This window comes from Paenibacillus lycopersici (assembly GCF_010119935.1).
GTDB lineage: Bacteria > Bacillota > Bacilli > Paenibacillales > Paenibacillaceae > Paenibacillus_Z > Paenibacillus_Z lycopersici.
This window is the reverse complement of sequence record NZ_CP048209.1, coordinates 6,210,798-6,229,960: the sequence shown is the minus strand read 5'-3', so window position 1 is coordinate 6,229,960 and position 19,163 is coordinate 6,210,798. Positions and strand designations below refer to the sequence as shown.

General features: G+C 61.7%; 12 protein-coding genes. All 12 read left to right on the top strand.

All coding sequences use genetic code 11. The annotated features are described in order from the left end of the window. Window positions 1-483 precede the first annotated feature (483 nt). The 12 genes from GXP70_RS27185 to GXP70_RS27130 all read left to right on the top strand — a co-directional run bounded on the left by GXP70_RS27185 (window position 484) and on the right by GXP70_RS27130 (window position 18,858). The gene (locus tag GXP70_RS27185) at window positions 484-2,154 is read left to right on the top strand and encodes a DUF4091 domain-containing protein (protein ID WP_162359704.1); all 1,671 of its coding nucleotides are present in this window, start codon (window positions 484-486) and stop codon (window positions 2,152-2,154) included. 967 nt (window positions 2,155-3,121) lie between these two features. Continuing rightward, complete coding sequence (locus GXP70_RS27180) at window positions 3,122-4,051, top strand: methylenetetrahydrofolate reductase (protein WP_162359703.1); 930 nt, start codon at window positions 3,122-3,124, stop codon at window positions 4,049-4,051. A gap of 45 nt (window positions 4,052-4,096) precedes the next feature. Further along, window positions 4,097-4,378, top strand: a complete 282-nt coding sequence (locus GXP70_RS27175) for a hypothetical protein (protein ID WP_162359702.1) — start codon at window positions 4,097-4,099, stop codon at window positions 4,376-4,378. 186 nt (window positions 4,379-4,564) lie between these two features. After that, window positions 4,565-5,563: a type I glyceraldehyde-3-phosphate dehydrogenase gene (locus GXP70_RS27170; RefSeq protein WP_162359701.1), complete on the top strand. Its 999-nt coding sequence runs from the start codon at window positions 4,565-4,567 to the stop codon at window positions 5,561-5,563. A 260-nt stretch (window positions 5,564-5,823) separates the two neighbouring features. Continuing rightward, window positions 5,824-6,870 carry a zinc-dependent alcohol dehydrogenase gene (locus tag GXP70_RS27165; RefSeq protein WP_162359700.1) on the top strand — a complete coding sequence of 349 codons (1,047 nt, stop codon included), beginning with the start codon at window positions 5,824-5,826 and terminating at the stop codon, window positions 6,868-6,870. Window positions 6,871-7,377: 507 nt separating this feature from the next. Beyond that, entirely contained in the window at window positions 7,378-8,181 is an 804-nt protein-coding gene (locus GXP70_RS27160) for a ChbG/HpnK family deacetylase (protein WP_162359699.1), read from the top strand. Window positions 8,182-8,287: 106 nt separating this feature from the next. Next, window positions 8,288-9,643: a glycoside hydrolase family 28 protein gene (locus tag GXP70_RS27155; RefSeq protein ID WP_162359698.1), complete on the top strand. Its 1,356-nt coding sequence runs from the start codon at window positions 8,288-8,290 to the stop codon at window positions 9,641-9,643. Window positions 9,644-9,865: 222 nt separating this feature from the next. Beyond that, window positions 9,866-11,110, top strand: a complete 1,245-nt coding sequence (locus tag GXP70_RS27150; protein WP_162359697.1) for an MFS transporter — start codon at window positions 9,866-9,868, stop codon at window positions 11,108-11,110. A gap of 120 nt (window positions 11,111-11,230) precedes the next feature. Next, window positions 11,231-11,782, top strand: a complete 552-nt coding sequence (locus GXP70_RS27145; RefSeq protein ID WP_162359696.1) for a glutathione peroxidase — start codon at window positions 11,231-11,233, stop codon at window positions 11,780-11,782. 362 nt (window positions 11,783-12,144) lie between these two features. Next, window positions 12,145-12,876: a PEP-utilizing enzyme gene (locus GXP70_RS27140; protein ID WP_162359695.1), complete on the top strand. Its 732-nt coding sequence runs from the start codon at window positions 12,145-12,147 to the stop codon at window positions 12,874-12,876. Beyond that, entirely contained in the window at window positions 12,873-13,787 is a 915-nt protein-coding gene (locus GXP70_RS27135) for a PEP/pyruvate-binding domain-containing protein (RefSeq protein ID WP_162359694.1), read from the top strand. The genes GXP70_RS27140 and GXP70_RS27135 overlap by 4 nt, the downstream gene beginning before the upstream one ends. A gap of 181 nt (window positions 13,788-13,968) precedes the next feature. Further along, a complete protein-coding gene (locus GXP70_RS27130; RefSeq protein WP_162359693.1) occupies window positions 13,969-18,858 on the top strand; it encodes a DUF7507 domain-containing protein in 4,890 nt (1,629 codons plus the stop codon). Window positions 18,859-19,163: the final 305 nt, after the last annotated feature.

Genomic DNA, 19,163 nt, shown 5'->3' with positions numbered 1-19,163 from the left:
CGGCCAAGCCACGCGCATATGGCGCATCACGCCAATCCCGGTCAAGCCCGGCACATGTGGCGTAGCCCGTCCAGGAACGTCCAAGCCATATTCGTATGGCGCAGCCCAGACCTAGTGCATGCAGTGCAGCCCGTCCAGGATCGGCCAAGCCACGCGCATATGGCGCAACACGCCAATCCCCGCCAAGCCGGCGCATGTGGCGTAGCCCGGCCAAGCCCGGCGCATGCGGCGCAACCCGGCTTGGCGCATGCGGCATAGCCCGTCCAGGAGCGGGCAAGCCACGCGCATATAGCGCAACACGCCAAGCCCGGCCAAGCCTGGCGCATGTGACGCAGTTCGGCCAAGAAGCCGCCCGGCCTGGCGCCGCCAAGCAAAACGCTCGACCAGCAATACGTCCGACAAGCGGTCAGGACCACGGCGTCCTGACCTTTGCGATTTTCGCGATTTACAATCAATTTCAAGCCAAAGGGAGAACCGACAACAATGGGGAATGATTCCATGCAGCTGGAGCTGCGATGCATCAGCTCGCTTGCCAAAGTGTTTGCCGACGAGGAATTGCACGAGAAGCCGTATTGCCAAGCGAGCGCGCTGGCGAACGAAACGGCGGCTTTTCAAGTGGCGTACCGTTCGAACCGCCTGATCAAAGGCATTCGCGCGACCGCCGAGACCAAGCTCGAAGCCGCTATTTCATTGCGGCCGGTAGGACTCGTTCCTTCCGAAATGCCGGTGTACCCCGACCATGACGAGCATGTGCTGCGCACGACTCCGGGGCTGTACCCGGACCCGCTCTTCCCGCTGTCCGAAGCGGAAGGACTGACCGCATTGCCCGGTCAATGGCGTTCCTTATGGGTGACGGTCGAGCCGGGCGCCGGCGTCAGTCCGGGGGCGTACGACATCCGGATCCGTTTCGCATCGGAGCAGGACGAGGAGTACGGCGAAGTCGGCTTTGAATTGAGCGTGCTGCCGCTTGCCCTCCCGGAACAGCGGCTGATCCATACCGAATGGTTCCATACGGACTGCCTCGCCACCTACTACAAGACGGACGTGTTCAGCGAGCGGCATTGGGCGATCATCGAAAGCTTCATAGGGACAGCCGTCAAACATGGCGTCAACATGATATTGACGCCGATCTTCACGCCGCCGCTCGATACGCAGATCGGCGGGGAGCGGCCGACCGTGCAGCTGATCGACGTCGAGCGGACGGGGGACGGGACGTACCGGTTCGGCTTCGACAAGCTGGCAAGATGGGTCGAGCTATGCAGCCGGCAGGGTGTCCGGTATTTCGAATTCTCGCATTTGTTCACGCAGTGGGGAGCGATGCACGCACCCAAAATCATGGCGACGGTCGACGGCGCCTATACGCGCATCTTCGGCTGGGAGACGGACGCGGGCGGCGACGCATACCGTTCGTTCATCGGGCAGCTTCTTCCTGCCCTGACGGCCTGGATTAAGGACAACGGCTTGGCGGAGCGCAGTTATTTCCACGTCTCCGACGAACCGTCGATGCAGCACCTGGAGTCTTACGAGACGGCAAGCCGGATGGTGAGCGAGCTGCTGCAGGATTTTCCGGTGATCGACGCGCTGTCGGACTATGATTTCTATGCTCGCGGATTAGTGAAGAATCCGATCCCGGCGAACGATCACATCGAGCCGTTCCTCGAGCATGGCGTCGAAGGGCTGTGGACGTACTATTGCTGCGGGCAGTACAAGCAGGTGGCGAACCGGTTCTTCAGCATGCCGTCGGCGCGCAACCGGATACTCGGCATACAGCTGTACAAGTTCAACATGGCCGGATTCCTGCAATGGGGCTATAACTTCTGGTATTCGCAGCAGTCCCGCCACGAGATCGATCCCTACCGGGTGACGGACGCGATCCACGCGTTCCCTTCGGGCGACGCCTTCCTCGTCTATCCGGGAACGGACGACAAGCCGGTCGAGTCGATCCGGCTGGAGGTGCTTCGCGAGGCGCTGCAGGATTTGCGGGCGCTGCAATTGTTGGAAGAGCTGTACGGCAGGGAGTACGTGCTGGCCGGTTTGGAGGAAGGGCTGGACGAGCCGATCAGCTTCAGCCGTTACCCGCGGGAGGCGGAATGGCTGCTCGCGAAGCGCGAGTGGGTAAACGCCAAGCTGGTGGAGAAGCAGCCGCAAGCATAGGGTTGGAATGGCTGATGCAAAGAGGTGCACCCGGTGCACCCCATGCGCAGCAACCGGCTGATTACGCGCAAAGAAGTGCACTCCGTGCACCCCATGCGCAGCAACCGGCTGATTACGCAAAGAAGTGCCCCCTGTGCACTACAAGTGGAGAAAACGGCCGAGTGCGCGCAAAGAGGTGCACCCGGTGCACCACATACGAAGCCTGCCGCTAATCGGCAGGCTTAGATTATTGAGAACTATACGCTGCTTCGAGCAGGCTCGTGACATACCACGCCTTGGAGCGCGAACAAATCCTGTTGGCGCTTCGCCGGCATGTCGCGGACTGCCGTGACCGTTTCGAACCAGCGGGCTTCATGACGGCTGGATTACGGTGCGTCCGTTGATGCAAGGAAGCGGACAGGAAATCCGTTATTCGCAGCTTGATGACGCTTTTTCGTGTGCTCGCGGACAAGAGATCCTTTATATCGGCTGATCAGCATGTTTTCAATGTCATTCGGGGACATTAACGGATCCTGTGTCCGTTCGCTGCCCCGAAAGCCCGATTTCGCCAAAATAACGGAGCGTCTGTCCGCTGGTCTTAGAGGGGGATCCTGTCCTTTACGTATATGCGACATATGCGGCGTTGAACTTTTTCGACAGCCTGAGCCTGCCGCTAATCGGCAGGCTATTTTGCGTTTCTGCCATTGCGTTTCCGCCATTTCATTTCTGCCCATTCCAATTCAGCCAGAAAACCATAGCCGGACGATTCCGTACCTCTAACGTCGTCTAACGTCCTCTAACGTCGTCTAATGTCATCGCCTAACGTCGCCGCAAGCAACAACGGACCGACGCAATACCGCTAGTTCACGTCGAAAATCATTCGCCCCGCGAAGGAATCGCCGCCCCGAAGTCGAATTCATTACCTTCGGCAACTATTCCGATCCGAATTTATTGCGGATAAATTTAATGACATCAAGGACGTGAACCGATGCAGCTAAGCGATAAAATACGCAATCGACAAACCGGCATAATCACATACGGCATGACGCCGCCGAAGGCGTCGTATCCGCCCGAGCAGATCGCGGAAATCGCGCGCAAGCAGTGCGAGCGGCTGGAAGGGCTGCCGATCGACGGGCTCATTCTGTACGACGTGCAGGAGGAGAGCGACCGCATCGAGCAGGACCGGCCGTTCCCGTATTTGCGGACGGTGGAGCCGACCCGATACAGCAGCGAATATTTATCCCGCTTGAAGCTGCCCAAGATCATTTATCGCTGCGTCGGCAAATATTCCGGCACCGAACTGGCGGAATGGCTGCAAGCCGAGCCCGAGCAGGAGCGGTTCTCCGTGTTCGTGGGGGCCTCCTCCGGCAAGCAGGAAGTCACCATGAGCCTGCCCGCGGCCTACGAGCTGAGCCGTACGGCGAATCCGAAGCTGACCTTCGGGGGCGTGGTCATTCCCGAGCGGCATCAGACGAAGGGCGACGAGCATCTCCGCATCGCGGCCAAAATCCGGGGGGGCTGCCGGTTCTTCATCTCCCAGGCGGCCTACAACGTGGAGGCGGCGAAGGACTTCCTGTCGGATTACTATTACTACTGCCAGCAGCATGACATCGACATGGTGCCGATTCTGATCAACCTGGCGCCCTGCGGCTCCGAGAAGACGCTGGACTTCATGAAATGGCTCGGGATCAGCATGCCGAAGTGGCTGGAGAACGACTTGAAGCACTCCAACGACGTGCTGGACAAGTCGATCCGGCTGTCGCAGAAGATTTTCGAGGAAATCTTCGAGTTCGGCCTGGAGAAAGGCATTCCGCTCGGCTGCAGCGTGGAGAGCGTCTCGACGCGGAAAGTGGAAATCGAAGCATCGATCCAGCTCGTTCGCGACATCAAGGCGACGATCGAGAGACGGCTGCGATAAGCCGTTCCGTGCCGGTCGGATCGTTATAGGGGAGGGGAATCGAGGATGGCTGTCTTGAAGAGCATGGTCTGCGCAATGCTGGCGGGAATCGTCATGTATCTGATTGATATGTTCTACTATTACGAGCACAGGCAGGCCGTTCCCGTGGATCTCCAGGCGGGCAGCGGCGCGGAATACGTTCCCGAGACGTTCAAGTCTTACCTCATCACGAACTCGCCATGGCTGGATGCGGCGCTGATAGCCTTAACGGCCTTGTTCTTCTTCTACGCGGCCTCCCGTGCCTCGCGCAAACGCCGCGCCGCCGCTAAGGGACGCGATCCGCGTTGACCGTCCGGATACGGTGGTCGGTTTGAATCTGATCGGAGAGAGGCTGGAGCAGATTTCGTAAGCGGGAGCGGGCGAACGCCGGTTTACGCGATCTTAACGGACCGGGCCGTTCGGCAAATGGACATTCGCATCCGGGATTAGTAAACTATATCCGACTGCCATCATGCATAATGGAGGTTGGAGAGTATGGGGAAAATAGCGGTTTTCGGTTTTGGGCGCATCGGCAGGCAGCTGCTTCGGGCGGCGCTGCAGGACGACCTGTTCGTTCCGGTTTCGGTCTCGGATATCAAGGACGAGGGCACGCTGGCGGCGCTGTTCGAAGTGGACACCAATTACAAGCGTTGGCCGGAGGCGGTATCCGCCCGGGAAGGCGCGATGGTCATCGGCGGACGCGAGATCGCGTACATCAACTCCGCCAAGGAAGTGCCGGATTGGAAGGCGCTCGGCGTCGATCTCGTGATCGATTGCACGGGCCGAGCCGTCACGCGTTCCGTCGCGCAGGTTCATCTGGACCGCGGCGCGAAGCGCGTGCTGGTCAGCGGGCCGAGCAAATCGCTCGACGATTGCGACGCCGTGCTGCTGAAAGGCATCAACCTGGACAGCTTCGATCCCGACAAGCACCGCATTATCAGCATGGCGAGCTGCACGACCAATGCGCTGGCGCCGGTCGTCAAGCTGGTCAGGGCCAATTTCGGCATCCGCTACGGCTTATTCTCCACCGTCCATTCCTATACCAACACGCAGTCGCTGACGGACCAGCCGATGAAGGATCGCCGGGATTCGTGGGCGGCGGCCGAGAACATCATTCCGTCCTCGTCGGGCGCGGCCAAGGCGCTCAAGTTCATTTGGAACGACCTGCAGATTACCGGCAAAGCCTACCGTATCCCGACGCGCACCGGCAGCATCGCCGAGCTGAATTTATTGACGGAGCAGCCGGTCACCGCGCAGCAGGTCAACGATATGTTCCGCGCGGCGGCGAAGGAGGGCGAGCTGAAAGGCGTGCTGGACGTGCTGGAAGGCGAGTGGGCGTCCTCGCGCATCGTGGGCGATTCGCATTCCTCGATCATCGATCTTCCGCTGACGCAGGTGCAGGGCGAGCTGTTGTCCGTTGCGGCGTGGTACGACAACGAATGGGGCTATGCTTCGCGCCTGGCGGAAGTTGCCGCTTTCCTGGCGAATGCCTGAGCTTGAAGCCAGCAGGCTTGGCGGACGGCATCGTGCAGCCGAACCCGCACGGCCGAACCGCGCTGCGGAGGCAGCTTTGCTGGTTGCGATCGTATCGCAGCTTGACGATTTTCCGCGCCGAGCCGCTCGTAAGAGCGGCTCTTTATTTTGGTTCATAACACCTGTAGGAATGACAATAAACGCTTTCATTAGGAGATGGAGATCGCCCGCTGCGGATGGTACGATAGGCCTGTAAACGAGGAGGAACGGGAGGTTATCGCATGGGCAAACGACTGGATTTTATCGCGCCGAAGGAAATCGCGATTCATGAGGTGGACGAGAAGCCGCTGGCGGCGGACGAGGTCCGGCTGACGACCCTGTATTCGGGCATCAGCGCGGGCACGCAGCTGACGGCATACCGCGGAATCAATCCGTTCGTGCACAAGCAGTTCAATGGCGAGCTGCGGATATTCGAGGCGCGCACGGAGCCGGCATCGTCGCTCTACCCGGTTCACGGCGGCTGGGGCTATGAGGAAGTCGGCGTCGTCGCCGAGATCGGAACCGAGGTGACGGGCGTTAGCGAAGGCGATATCGTGTACGGCACATGGGGGCATCGAAGCACGAATGTCGTGAGCGGGCAGTTCGCCAAGGACCATCTGCTGCCGCAAGGTCTCGATCCGATCGCGGGCATCTATTCGCAAATGGGCGCAATCGCGCTGAATGCGATTCTGGATGCGGACATTCACGTCGGAGAGACGGTCGCCATCTTCGGGCAGGGCGTGCCCGGCCAGCTTGCGGCGCAGCTGGCGCGGCTGAACGGCGCGCGCGTCATCGCCGTCGATCTGGACGACTACCGGCTGGGCTTCTCCGAACGGCTCGGCGCGGACGTCACGATCAATTCGCGAGAATGCGATGCCGCCAGACGGATCAAGGAGCTGACGGGCGGCAAAGGCGCGGATACCGCGATCGAGTTCACCGGCGTGTCCGCCGCGCTGCACGAGGCGATTCGCTGCCTCGCGTACAACGGACGCGTCGTTACCGCCGGATTCTATCAGGGCGGCGCGGCGCAGCTCATGCTGGGCGAGGAGTTCCATCATAACCGCGCGCAGCTGATCGGCTCCCAGATCAGCGGCATCAATCCGCAGCTCGCCCATCGCTGGGACCGGCTGCGCATGGAGCGTACCGTCATGGAGCTGGCGCAGTCGGGCCGGTTGAAGCTGACGGAGCTGATCACGCACCGCGTACCGTTCGAGCAGGCCGCGGACGCGTATCGGATGCTGGACGCGCAATCGGAGCCGGCGCTGCAAGTCGTGCTGCAATTTCAATAAGTTGTCGAGCCTCGGGAGCGGATGCCGCTCCCGAGGTTTTTCGTCCATTGGACGGGAGAACGCGCCCGGTAAGGCAGCCGTGTCAGGCTGACAGCTGCGTTTTGCAGGAATTCGGATCGGCGGGAAGCTGTGCCGGGCTGCGTCTGCTTCCGGCAAGAGTATCCGGCATGGAGGACGAATTCAGCAGGGCTGCGGCCGGCAGTCATGTCCGGGATGGAGGACAAGCTCAGCAAAGCATCGGCAGGAAGTCGTGCCCAGCATGGAGGACGAGCTCAGCAAGGCTGCGGCCGGCAGCAGCTTCGCCTGGACAGACGTTTCCGGCCGACGGCGTCCCCATACAAACAGCGGACGGGAGTCCCCCTATTTCGGACAGCTTTCTCTCCCTCCGCCGATTGCCCGGCCTTTATAATGGGAGGACAAGAAGCGCTCGGGGCATAAGCGGCGGCGTGGCCGATCCGCATGCCCGGAACGCATATCAGGCATGTATGACATGAAGGAGGAACCGGAATGAACCGATCGACTGAACCAACCATCCGGCTGATCACGAGAGCCGACGACGCCGGCAGTGCGACGACGGCGGACCGCGCCATTCTGGAGACGATCGAGCGCGGCCTTGTTCGCAACGTCTCTCTCATGGCGGTCGGACCGAGCATTGCGCATGCGGCGGAATTGCTCGCAGGCAAGCGAGAGGTCTGCTTCGGCATCCATGCAACGCTGAACGCGGAGTGGAGCGACGTCCGCTGGGGACCGTTATCGGCGGCAGGGGCTTCGTCTTCGCTGGTCGAGCCTGGCGGCATGTTCGCGCCGACGCCGCAGGCGTTCCTGCAGCGCCAACCGGCGGTGGACGCGGTGATGACGGAATTGCAGGCGCAGCTGGATCGCCTGCGCGGCTTGGGCTTCGCTATCGGCTACGCCGATACGCATATGGTTTTTGAATGGGCGATGCCGTATATCGAAGAGCCGTTCGACCGCTGGTGCGAGCGCGAAGGCATCCGCAACTACAAGCTTTACAGCCAACCGCTGCCCCAAGCTGCGGGAGCGGACGACAAGGCGCGGCAGGCCGATCCTGTCGCAGCGTTCATCGCGCGGCTGGAGAACGCGCAGCCGGGCCAGTACCTCGTCGTCGGCCATCCCGGTTATGACGATGCGGAAATGCACCGAATGGGCTCGGAGGACTATCCGTCCGAACGGGTCGTGGCGGACCGGATCAACGAACGTTTGCTGTTCACGCATCCGGACGTACTCGCCTGCTGCGAGCGGCTCGGCATTCTGCCGATTCGTTACGACGAAGCGCAGCTGCCGGGCGCCTAGATTCGGATGCATGAACTTGCGGAATCAACCAACCGCCGGCTGCATGGCGTAAGCCGTGCAAGCGCATGCCGGCGTCATTATCCATTAAAGCGAGGTAGAACGATCCATGGCCAATAACGATACGCAGGACCAGGGCATCAGCGCCGGCATCGATCCGGGTTTGCCCTTGGCAAAGGATTGGAAGCCTTCCGCGGACTACCGGGTGTTCGCCGGCGGACGCGAAGCGGCCGTCCACTGCAGCGAGGGCACGAGCTTCGCGATCATCGTATGCCCGGAGGCGGAGGAGCTGGCGCTCGAAGTGGAGGCGGCAGCCGCCTTCGACCGCGTCGTCGTACGGCCGCTGAGCGCGGGCATCGTGCCGTCCGCGGACGGCGGGAAGCTTCGTTTCGCCGTGCGCGCCGGCCATAAGCTGAGCATCGAACCGGACGGCGATACGAAGCGCCCGCTGCTGCTGTTCGTGCAGCCCGAAGAAGCGGCGAAGCCGAATGCGAACGATCCCCAGGTGCACTATTATGGCGGAGGGCGCGTATACGACGCCGGACGCATCGTGCTGCGCGCGAACGAAACGGTGTACATCGAGGAAGGCACGATCGTGCGCGGCACGATTTTCGCCGAAGAAGCCGTCAATATTGCCGTCAGGGGCAGGGGGGTGCTGGACGGCTCAGGGTGGCGGGGCGTGCGCGCGTCGGACGACGAGCGCCGCAACATGATCAAGCTCATTGGCTGCGAGCGGGTCGTGCTCGAAGGCATCACCGTGCTGGACGGCGACAGCTGGCATGTGCTGCCGATCGCATGCCGGGACGTGACGGTTGTGGGACTGAACATCGTTACGTTCGAAGGCACCGGCGACGGCATCGACATCGTCGGCTGCGAGGACGTCGCGATATCAGGCTGCTTCATCCGTTCGAACGACGATTGCATCGCGGTCAAAGCCGTCGATTATTTCCATCCGTCCGGCTGCAAGGACGTGCGCAACGTGCATGTCTCGGACTGCGTCATGTGGAACGCCCCCTGGGGCAACGCGCTTGAGATCGGGTACGAAACCCAGTGCGAGACGATCGAGAACATCGTGTTCGAGCATATCGACATCATCCGCTGCGAATTCGAGGGCTGGCAGTCCGGCGGCACGTTCACGATCCATAACGGCGACCGCGCCATCGTTCGCAACGTGCGCTACGACAACATTCGCATCGAAGACTCGCAAGAGAAGCTGGTCGACATCAAAGTGCTCCATTCCAAGTATTCCAGGGACGCGGAGCGGGGCTTCGTTCGCGACATTCGCTTCAGCAACATTCATATCGTGGACGGACCTTTTCCCGTTTCCGTCATTCGCGGCTTCGACGAGGCGCATCTTATCGAGGACGTGTCGTTCACGAATCTGACCGCTTACGGGCAGCGGCTGCGCAGCGCGAACGAGGCGCGGATGGTCGTAGAGCTGGCGAAAGGGATTACGTTTGAATAACGCTGCCGATACGAGGCCTCGCCGATTCTCGGGAACCGGCATTGCCGAGAACGAGACGATGCTGTTCCAACCGGCCGGCGTTCGCGAATTGGCGGCCGACGCCGGGCGGTCGGCTGCCCGAATCCGATAATCAGGATTGACAAAACGCCCCAGCTGGGCGGATTATGAAGAGGGCTCCGCGGGCGACCGCGGGGCTCTAATTCATTGCGAAGAGGTAAACGCTTGCGAAAACATACGGAACGATTCAACCATCTGCTTCTATTGCTCGTCGTTTTCGGCGGATTCCTGGTCTTCGGCTTCTCCGAAAATATTAAAGGGCCCGCGATCCCCCGCATCCAGGCCGACTTCGGCTTGGACGAAGGCCAGCTCGGCGTACTGCTCGCGCTGAATTCCCTCGGTTATCTCGCCGCCTGCACGTTCACGTCGGCGTTGTCCAGACGGGTCGGCATCAAGTGGACGGGCATTGCGGCGTTCGCCTCCATGGCGATCGCGGGCGTGCTGATGCATGCGGCATCCGGCTACGCGTTTCTCTCGGCCTCGTACTTGCTGATGTATATCGGGAACGGCATGCTGGAGATCGGGCTGGCGATCATGGCGGCCCGGATTTTCACCCGCAACACGGGCACGATGATGAACATGGCGCATTTCTTCTACGGGCTGAGCTCGATCGTCGCCCCGATCATCGCCTCGGCGATGATCGGGTGGCATGCGCCAGGCGGCGGGACCCTCGGCTGGCGCGGCATGTATATGATCATGCTGTCGCTCTCTGTGCTGCCGATTCTCCCTTCGCTCTGGGGCAAGTTCCCGGAGGAAGCCCCGCATGAAGCGGAAGAGCGGATCTCCTACCGGGCGCTGGTGCGCGATCCGGTTGCCTGGCTGATCGTTGCGCTGCTGTCGTTCGGCGTCATCTCCGAGCTGGCGGTCGGGAACTGGCTGGTCAACTTTCTGGAGAAAGCATACGGCTGGAGCATGGGCAGCGCATCGGGCATGCTGTCGGTATTCTTCCTCTTCTTCACGCTCGCGCGGCTGTTCCTCGGTCCGGTGACCGACCGGATCGGCTACACGTTGTCGGTGATGATTTTCGCGGCGTTCTCCGGGTTATGCAGCTTGGCAGCCATCGCGATCGGCGAGGGAGGGGCGATTCTGTTCGCGATCGCGGGCGCAGGCATCGCGCCGATCTATCCGACGGTCATGGCGATGATCGCGAAGCGCTACCCGCGGGGAACGGACACGGCGATCACGTTCACCGTCACGTTGATGGGCGTCGCCAGCGTGCTCGGCAATTTGTTCATCGGGTACATCATCGATGTCGTGCGCGCCTTGTTCGAAGGCAGCGACGGCTCGGACCGGAGCCGAATTCTCGGCCTTGAGGCCGGGTATGCGTTCATTGCGCTCATGGCGCTGCTCAGCGCCGTATGCTGCGCGGTGCTCTACGTGATGCTGCGCAAGCGGGGCGAAGTTATCTAAGGGCGCGGCGGGCGTTATTCGCGGCGCCTATATCGGCTATTCCGACGAGGTATTGGATTTCCGGCCTGTCACGGCTTAAGATGAGATACACATTCATCCAAGCTTGGGAGGTCGGGGCAAATGACGGTTTATACGTATACCCTCGGAGGAAACGGACGCGAGGCGATCGACTTGTCCGAGTATCGCGGCAAGGCGCTGCTCATCGTCAATACGGCCAGCCGCTGCGGCTACTCGCGCCATTTCGTAGGTTTGCAGCGGCTCTATGACGCTTATCGCGGTCAAGGCCTCGAGCTGCTGGGCGTCCCCTGCAACCAGTTCAACGCCAAGGAACCGGACGACGATGCGCAATTGCAGGCGTATTGCCGGAACGAACTCGGCGTCACGTTCCCGCTCGCGGCGAAGACGGACGTGATCGGGCCGAATGCGCACCCGCTGTTCGGTTATCTAACGGCCCGGCTGCCGTTCGCAGGCTTCGACGAGACGGACGAGAACGGGCGGTGGATGCGGGATTTCCTGCTGGCGAAGTATCCGGACGTGTATGCGGGCGACGGCGTCAAATGGAATTTCACCAAATTCCTCATTGACCGGGACGGCCGGCCCGCAGGGCGATTCGAGACGCCAGTGGAGCCGGATGCGCTGGCGCCCGCGATTGAGGCATTGCTGCGGAGATAGCAAGTCATACGCGGGTAACGGTCATGCCGCGCGCCGGACAGCCGTACATGACATAGCGCGCAGCGTACGCGATCCCGGCGGCCTCGAATAATCGCACTTGACGTTCGGGCGCGGAAATAATAAACTCAGGTTACAAATTACTGGAAGGAGTCGAGGTCGATGAAAAGCATGCGCGTTTCTCAAACATCCATTGTCATCATCGCTGCCTCGCTCATTCATCGGACGCAGGATTAGATCGCCGGATCCAATCCGTTATTTTGCGATGAATCGACCCGGGCAGCGGCTGCCCGGGTTTTTTGTTGTGTTTATTTTTGGCGGCCGTGCAGGCCCGATCATCATTCCGATATTAGAAGAGGTGTCCGATGAATACGATTCGCAATTTATTTCCCGAAGACGTCGAGGAGCTGCGGCTTCTGCTGCAGACGGTTTACCGCGCGATTCACGAGTATCAGAACGCCCGCACGGATAGTCTGGAAGCGGCCATGCGCGCCGCAATCCAATCGGCGATGCCGCTGCTGGAACGGTTCAAGCCGCACATTCCCGCTTATAAGCAGCGCTACATCGAACTGCTGAACGAGCCGGATCGGCTGCAGTCGTACGATCTGATCATCTGCTTCGACCGCGCGATCTACGAGCTGCATGCCCGCGTGAAGGCGGGCGAGATCGCGAACCGGCTGCCGTGGAGCAAGGCATTGCGGGATTTGTTCAATGAGCGGCAGGAGCCGGCGGATGCGAGCGCGGTCAGCGGCGAGACGGAGGAAAGCGTCGATTTCTTGACGAGCGGAGTCGGCGCTTCGAGAGGGCAGGCGGCCGGAACCGCCCGGATCATTCTCGAACCGGCGGCGCTGTCCGGCGTCATGCCCGGCGATATTCTGGTGACGCCGATGACCGATCCTTCGTTCCTCGCCGTTGCCGGCCGCATCGCCGGATTGATTACGGACCGCGGGGGCCAGGTCTGTCATGCGGCGATCCTTGCGCGAGAGTTCCGTCTGCCGTGCATTGTAGGCTGCAGGGATGCGACGCAGGTTATTCAAGACGGCGAGCTGATTAGGATGGACGCCCTCGCCGGGATCGTCACGAGGGTCGCGCAATGAGCATCGTTCCGTTACGCGATGCGTCGGACCGGTCCCAATATGGCGGCAAAGCGGTCCATCTCTCCGAATCCGTTCGCGCCGGGCTTCCCGTGCCGGCCGGCTTGGCGATCTCATGCGCGGCAGCCGAGCGGATCGCCGCCGGCCAAGCGGGTGCCGTGCGGCTGCTCTTGTCAGAGCTTGCGGCGCTTAAGCTTCCCGTCGCCGTGCGTTCCTCCGCCGCGGGCGAGGATGGGACGGATCGCAGCTATGCGGGTATTTTCAAGACGGTGCTTAACGCAGCAGATACGGAGGGCATTTTGTCGGCCGTGCGCGAAGTCTGCTCCTCGGCATATGGGAGCCGATCGATAGCTTATAGGGATGCCGGCTTCGGCGGCGCGGATGTGGATGCCCACACTGGTGCGAATGCCTGTGTCAACGTGGACGCGGACGATAGCCTGAATATCGAGATGGATGCTGGCCCCGACATGGAAGCGGCCAAGACTCGCCCGCGGATGGCGGTCATCGTACAGGAGATGACGGAAGCGGACATTGCAGGCGTCCTGTTCACGCGGCACCCCGTAACAGGCGAGGATTTACGTCTGGTCGAGGCAGGATGGGGACTGGGGGAGAGCGTGGTCGCGGGGAGAATGATTCCGGATCGGTATTCGTTTCAACGCGGCCGGGCTTTCGCCGTACAGGCCGATCTGGGAAGCAAGGAAACGGCGATCCGGCCGCTTCCCGGCGGGGGAACGATGGAGACGGAAGTGGCCGCGGCCGATCGGCGGCGCTATTGTTTGACCGCCGATCGTCTGCAGGCGCTCGACGAGCTGGCCGGCGCATGCGAGCGGCTATATGGCCCGGCGCTCGATATCGAATGGGCATATGCGGGCGATAAGCTGTTTCTGCTGCAATGCCGGCCGATAACGATTTGAACGGGCAGTTTTGTCTCATCGTTTCCGCGCGGATAGCCTTCTATACGATTGCGCTAACGGTACTAGTACAAGGATTTGCCGCAATACAATGACTAACAGGGCGAATGGCGCCAGTACGGCGCGTGAAGGAAGCGCAGGGCATCCGAAAGATCCAGTCTTTTGAAGAAGGCGGGGAGGGAATATGCCGTTCCTTTTGCGATATACGGCAAATATTGCGGGCGATATCGTCTTTACGGGCAACACGATCGGGCTCAGCCGGTCTGCCTCGACAGGCGTTCCAGGGACCGTCGATTCCATTGGTGCTTACATCACCACGGACACGCAGGAGCGTTTCGGCAGCTTTCCCGTGGGGACGACCAACAACTTCAATCTGAACAATTCCGCCGCCGTGCTGCGGCTGCCTCCGGGAAGCGAGGTTCTTTACGCGGAGCTCGTGTGGGCGGGGACATGCATCGCCGGCAACAGCAATCTGATTGCTTTCATCGATAATCCGGTTCGACTGACAACCCCCCAAGGCGCGATTATACCGGTCGCGCCGGATCCCGTGACGGCCGATACGTCGAGTACGATCTTAATCGACGGCGTCGCCTACGTCCGCAGCGCGAACGTGACCTCGATCATCCAGGCAGGCGGGGCGGGCGAGTATGCGGTCGGCGGCATCGTGGCGACGATTACCGTCACGGAAGCGAGCACCAGCAATTTCGGCGGCTGGACCTTGTGCGTCGTCTATGGGAATCCGGCCTTGGCTTTCGTCAATGCTTCCGTTTATGTCGGCCTTGTCGGCATCAGCCTGAGCAGCACGGTGACGACGACGGTCAGCGGCTTCGCGACGCCGGTCACCGGTAATGTCATCGGCAGACTCTCGCTGACCGCTGGCGAAGGGGATGCCTCTCTGGTCGGCCCGCAGGTTCTCCTGGGTCCGACGACAAGCGGTCTGACGCAGCTCTTCGGGCCTAACAACATCCGCACCAATTTTTTCGCGTCGCAGATCAACAACGAATCCGGCCTCCTCGACACGACGGGCACCTTCGGCACACGCAACCAGATCAACGGCAATCCCGGCACCAATATCGTCGGCGGCAGACAGGGATGGGATATCACCAACATCAATGTTACCTCCGGTCTGGTCAACAATCAGACCCAGGCGATCGTGCAGTTCCGCACGACGGCCGACGCCTATTTCGCGCTGGGGCTCGGCTTCTCCATCGATATCAACGCGCCCTTCCTGAGCGTGGTGAAAAGCGTGGATCGGCAAGAGGCCGAAATCGGAGAAGCGCTGACCTACGCGACCCTTATCACGAATACGGGGACGGCGGCCGCGGACCTGAGCTTCTTCGCCGATCCGATCCCGCTCGGCACCGAGCTGATTCCGAACAGCGTCTTCATCAACGGGGCGCAGGTGCCGGGAGCGGATCCGGCTGCGGGCGTTCAGCTCGGATCGCTGGCTCCGAACGGCTCGATCGGCGTCTCGTTTCAAGTTCGCATCGTCGAGCTTACGGCAGACGGCGTCATCCGCAACCAGGCCCGCGTCGACTTCATCTACCAGATCGTAGCAGGCGGTCCGTTCAACTCCGGCAGCGATCCATCCAACGTCGTGACGACGAATTTGCTGATACCCGCGCTGAGTCTGTCCAAGACCGTATCGCCGAGCCGGGCTTTGCCGGGACAGACGGTGAGCTACGTCATTACCGTCACCAATACGGGCGGTACCGATCTTACCAACATCGTCGTCAACGATCCGCTCATCGGCCTGAACGAGACGTTGTCGTCCCTCGCCCGGGGGGCTTCAACCGTCCTGACAACCGACTACATCATCCCTTCCGGCCTGCTGGCCGGCACGACCGTGACCAATACGACGACGGCAGCCTCCGATCAGGCGCCGTCGGTTCAAGCCCAGGCCGTCGTCACGGTGCTTGCCCGGTACGAGATCGCCATCGAGAAGCTGCCGGATCGCTTCTCGGTCCTTCCGGGGGAGACGGTCACCTATACGCTGACGGCCGTCAACCAATCCAATGCTTCGATCACGCAAGTCATTATTCTGGACTCGCTGACGGGCTTCTTCACGATCATTCCGTTCATGGCGCCCGGTGAAACCCGGATCTTCACGGTATCGCTGACCGTTCCTCCGGACGCTGTGCCGGGCAGCGTTATCACCAATACGGTGACGATGGTTCCCATCGAGAGGGGACCGGTCAGCGATCAGGTCTCGGTGGTCGTCACCTCGCTGACCGATCTGTTCATTCTCAAGCGGCCCGACAAGCCGCTGGCGACGCCGGGAGAGACGGTCGTCTATACCGTTACCGTGACCAACGCGAGCGCTGCGGACGTGACTAACCTCGTCATCTCGGATCCGACGCTTGGCGTGCTCGAGCGTTACAGCACGCTCGCTCCCGGCGCTTCCGTCACGCTTCGGCCGACCTTCACCATTCCCGGCAACGCCAAGCGCGGGCAGGTATTCCGCAACGTCGCGACCGCGAGCGCCGACGGCATCGAGCCGGTCAGCGCGAATGCGGACGTCGTGGTTTCGTCCCGGCCGTCGCTTGGCTTGACGAAGGCCGTCTTCCCGACGCAAGCATCGGTCGGCAGCTCGGTCACCTACCAGTTCAATGTCGCGAATACGGGCAATGTGCCGCTCTCGGACGTGACGCTGGACGATCCGCTGATCGGCCTGTCGCAAAGTTTGGGCGACCTTCTCCCGGGAGAGAGCCGACAGGTCGTGTTTCCGATCCTCGTGCCGAGCGGGACGGCCAACCCGTTTATCAACGACGCCGCTGCGGCCGGCAGGTTCGAGACGGACACGGTCACGGCTCACGCTCAAGCGAAGCTTGAACTGCTGGAGGCCAATTTCGCGTTGATCAAGACGGTCGAACCCGGCGAAGCCCTTCCGGGCCAGACGGTGGCCTACGCGCTCACCCTTACGAATACAGGTCCGATGCCGCTGACGGATGTCGCGATTAACGATCCTTTGCTGCGCTATTCGACGACCGTCGACGTCATCGAACCGAATCAATCGTTCCGCGTCACGATTCCCTATACCGTGCCGCCGACGGCTGCCGCCGGCACGCTCATCCAGAACGTGGTTTCCGCGGCGCCGGCGGGGGAAGCGCCGCAGCAAGCCTCCGCCATCGTCGCCGTGCTGCCGTCGCCGGCCATGTCGCTGACCAAGGTCGTCAGCCCCGGCAGCGCGCTCCCGGGCGCGACGGTTACCTATACCATTACGGTGATGAATACCGGGAATACCGTACTGACGGATATCGGTGTCAGCGACGAGCTGCTGGGGCTGAACGATCCGTTCGACCTGCTCGAAATCAACGAGGCGAAAACGTACGTGATCCCGTTCACCGTGCCGCTCGATGCGCCGCTGGATTCGAATATCGTCAACACGAGCACGGCCGTATCCGACACGACGGAGCCGGTCGTCGCGACGGCCAACTTGCGCATCGCTGCCGTTCCGCTGGCGTTGACCCTCGCCAAGTCGGTCGATCGTCCCCTCGCCCTGCCCGGAGAGACGGTCTTGTTCACCGTGACCGTCGCCAATCCGGAAGCGCAGGCGATCAGCGGCATCCAATTGCGGGACCCGCTGCTTGGCGTGAATCAGGCGCTCGGGACCCTCGCGCCGGGAGCAAGCCTTGCGCTGCCTTTCACCTATGACGTACCGGCCGGGACGGCGGCCGGCACGACCGTCGTCAACACGGCCTTCGTCGCGTCGGATCAGACGAACGAGATCCAGGCCTCGGCCTCCTTCGCAGTCGGGGGCTTGCCGTCCGGCGCGAGGCTGGAGAAGTCGTTCGTACCGGATGTCGCCAGTCCGGGCCAGACGGTGACCGCCATCCTGACGATTTTCAATACAGGGAACACGGACTTGACGAATGTCGTCCTGTCCGACCCGCTGCTCGGTCTGTCGCAGCAGATTCTTATCCTGGCGGCGGGCGCGTCGCAAACGTTCGCGGTGCCGTTCCCGGTGCCGGAGCAGGCGGCCGGGACGCGGATCCGCAATACGGCCGTGCTGCGCACGGATCAGACCGGGGAAACGACGGCCGAAGCGGAGCTTCAGGTCGAGCCGTCCATCCGGGTCGTCCTCCGCAAGTCCGCAAGCCAATCGTCGGCGCTCCCGGGAGAGACGGTCTTGTACACCGTTACCTTGACGAATCTCTCGAATGCGGCGATCACGGGTGTCACCGTCGAGGATTCGCTTCTGGGCCTCATCCAGACGGCGGATACCTTGCCTCCCGGTTTCGCGGCAACCGTAACGCTGGCCTTTACGGTTCCGGACGGGTATGAGGCGGGTACCGTCCTGACCAACGAAGCGATCGTGCGCGCGAACGAGATCGGCGACGAGCGGGCGTTTTCTTCGATCACGATCGGAGACGCGCCGGTGCTGCGGCTGCGGAAGCTGGCCTTTACCCGCGCGGCGTTTCCCGGTCAACGGATCTTCTTCTTGATCGGCGGCGTCAACGGCGGAAACGTGCCGCTGACGGACATCGGGTTCGATGACCCGCTGCTGCGGCTGAAAGGGGAGAGCGCCCTTCTCGGCGAGGGCGGCGCCCAATTCGTGCTGCTGCCGTACGTCGTGCCGCCGGGTGCTCCGATCGGCAGCGCGATCGTCAATACGATCGTGGCCGGCTCCGACCAGATCGGCGAGCAGACCGCCAGCGTCCGCATCCAGATCGCCGAGCCGCCCGTCGCGATCGAGAAAGCCGTGGCGCGCGCGCTGCTTAAGACGGGAGAGACGACGGAAATAACGCTGGTCGTTAACAATCGGCGCAGCATCGCCGCCGTGGACACGGTCGTGGCAGACGCGCTGGCGAGAGAATTGACGTTCGTGAGCGGAAGTGTCCGCGTCGACGACGTGCCGCTGCCCGGAGCGGATCCGAACGTCGGCATCCCGCTGGGCGACATCTTGCCGGGCCGATCGCGCGTCATTCGCTTCCGCGTGGAGGCGAACTTCGCTCCGGCCGGAGGTAAGGTCGCCAATCAGGCGCATGCCGGATTCCGGCTCCAGGAAGGCGGTACCTTGTACGGGGTCGACTCCAATCGCGTCGAGATTCAGATCGAGGAAGAAGAAGAATAGGCTCAGGCAGGAGCCGGCCGAAAGGCGGCGCGGAGGGACGAATCCTCTGCGCCGCCTCAGCATGCAGAGAAACCCATGTTTGATGACGCGGAATAGCTCGTAAAACCTGAACGGCTGACCTCGGGCAGTTCTGACGGCCGCATCCCCGTTCCCCAGCATAAGACGGCTCCGGCTGTTTGGATCACATCGCTTCAGGAGAGATAGGCCGCATCACTGTCTGCGATAAGCAGCGATAAGCATTGAATCCGGACAGGAGATCCGCTATTTACCTGTTTTCATGGCTTTTTAACTGCTCGCGGACATAG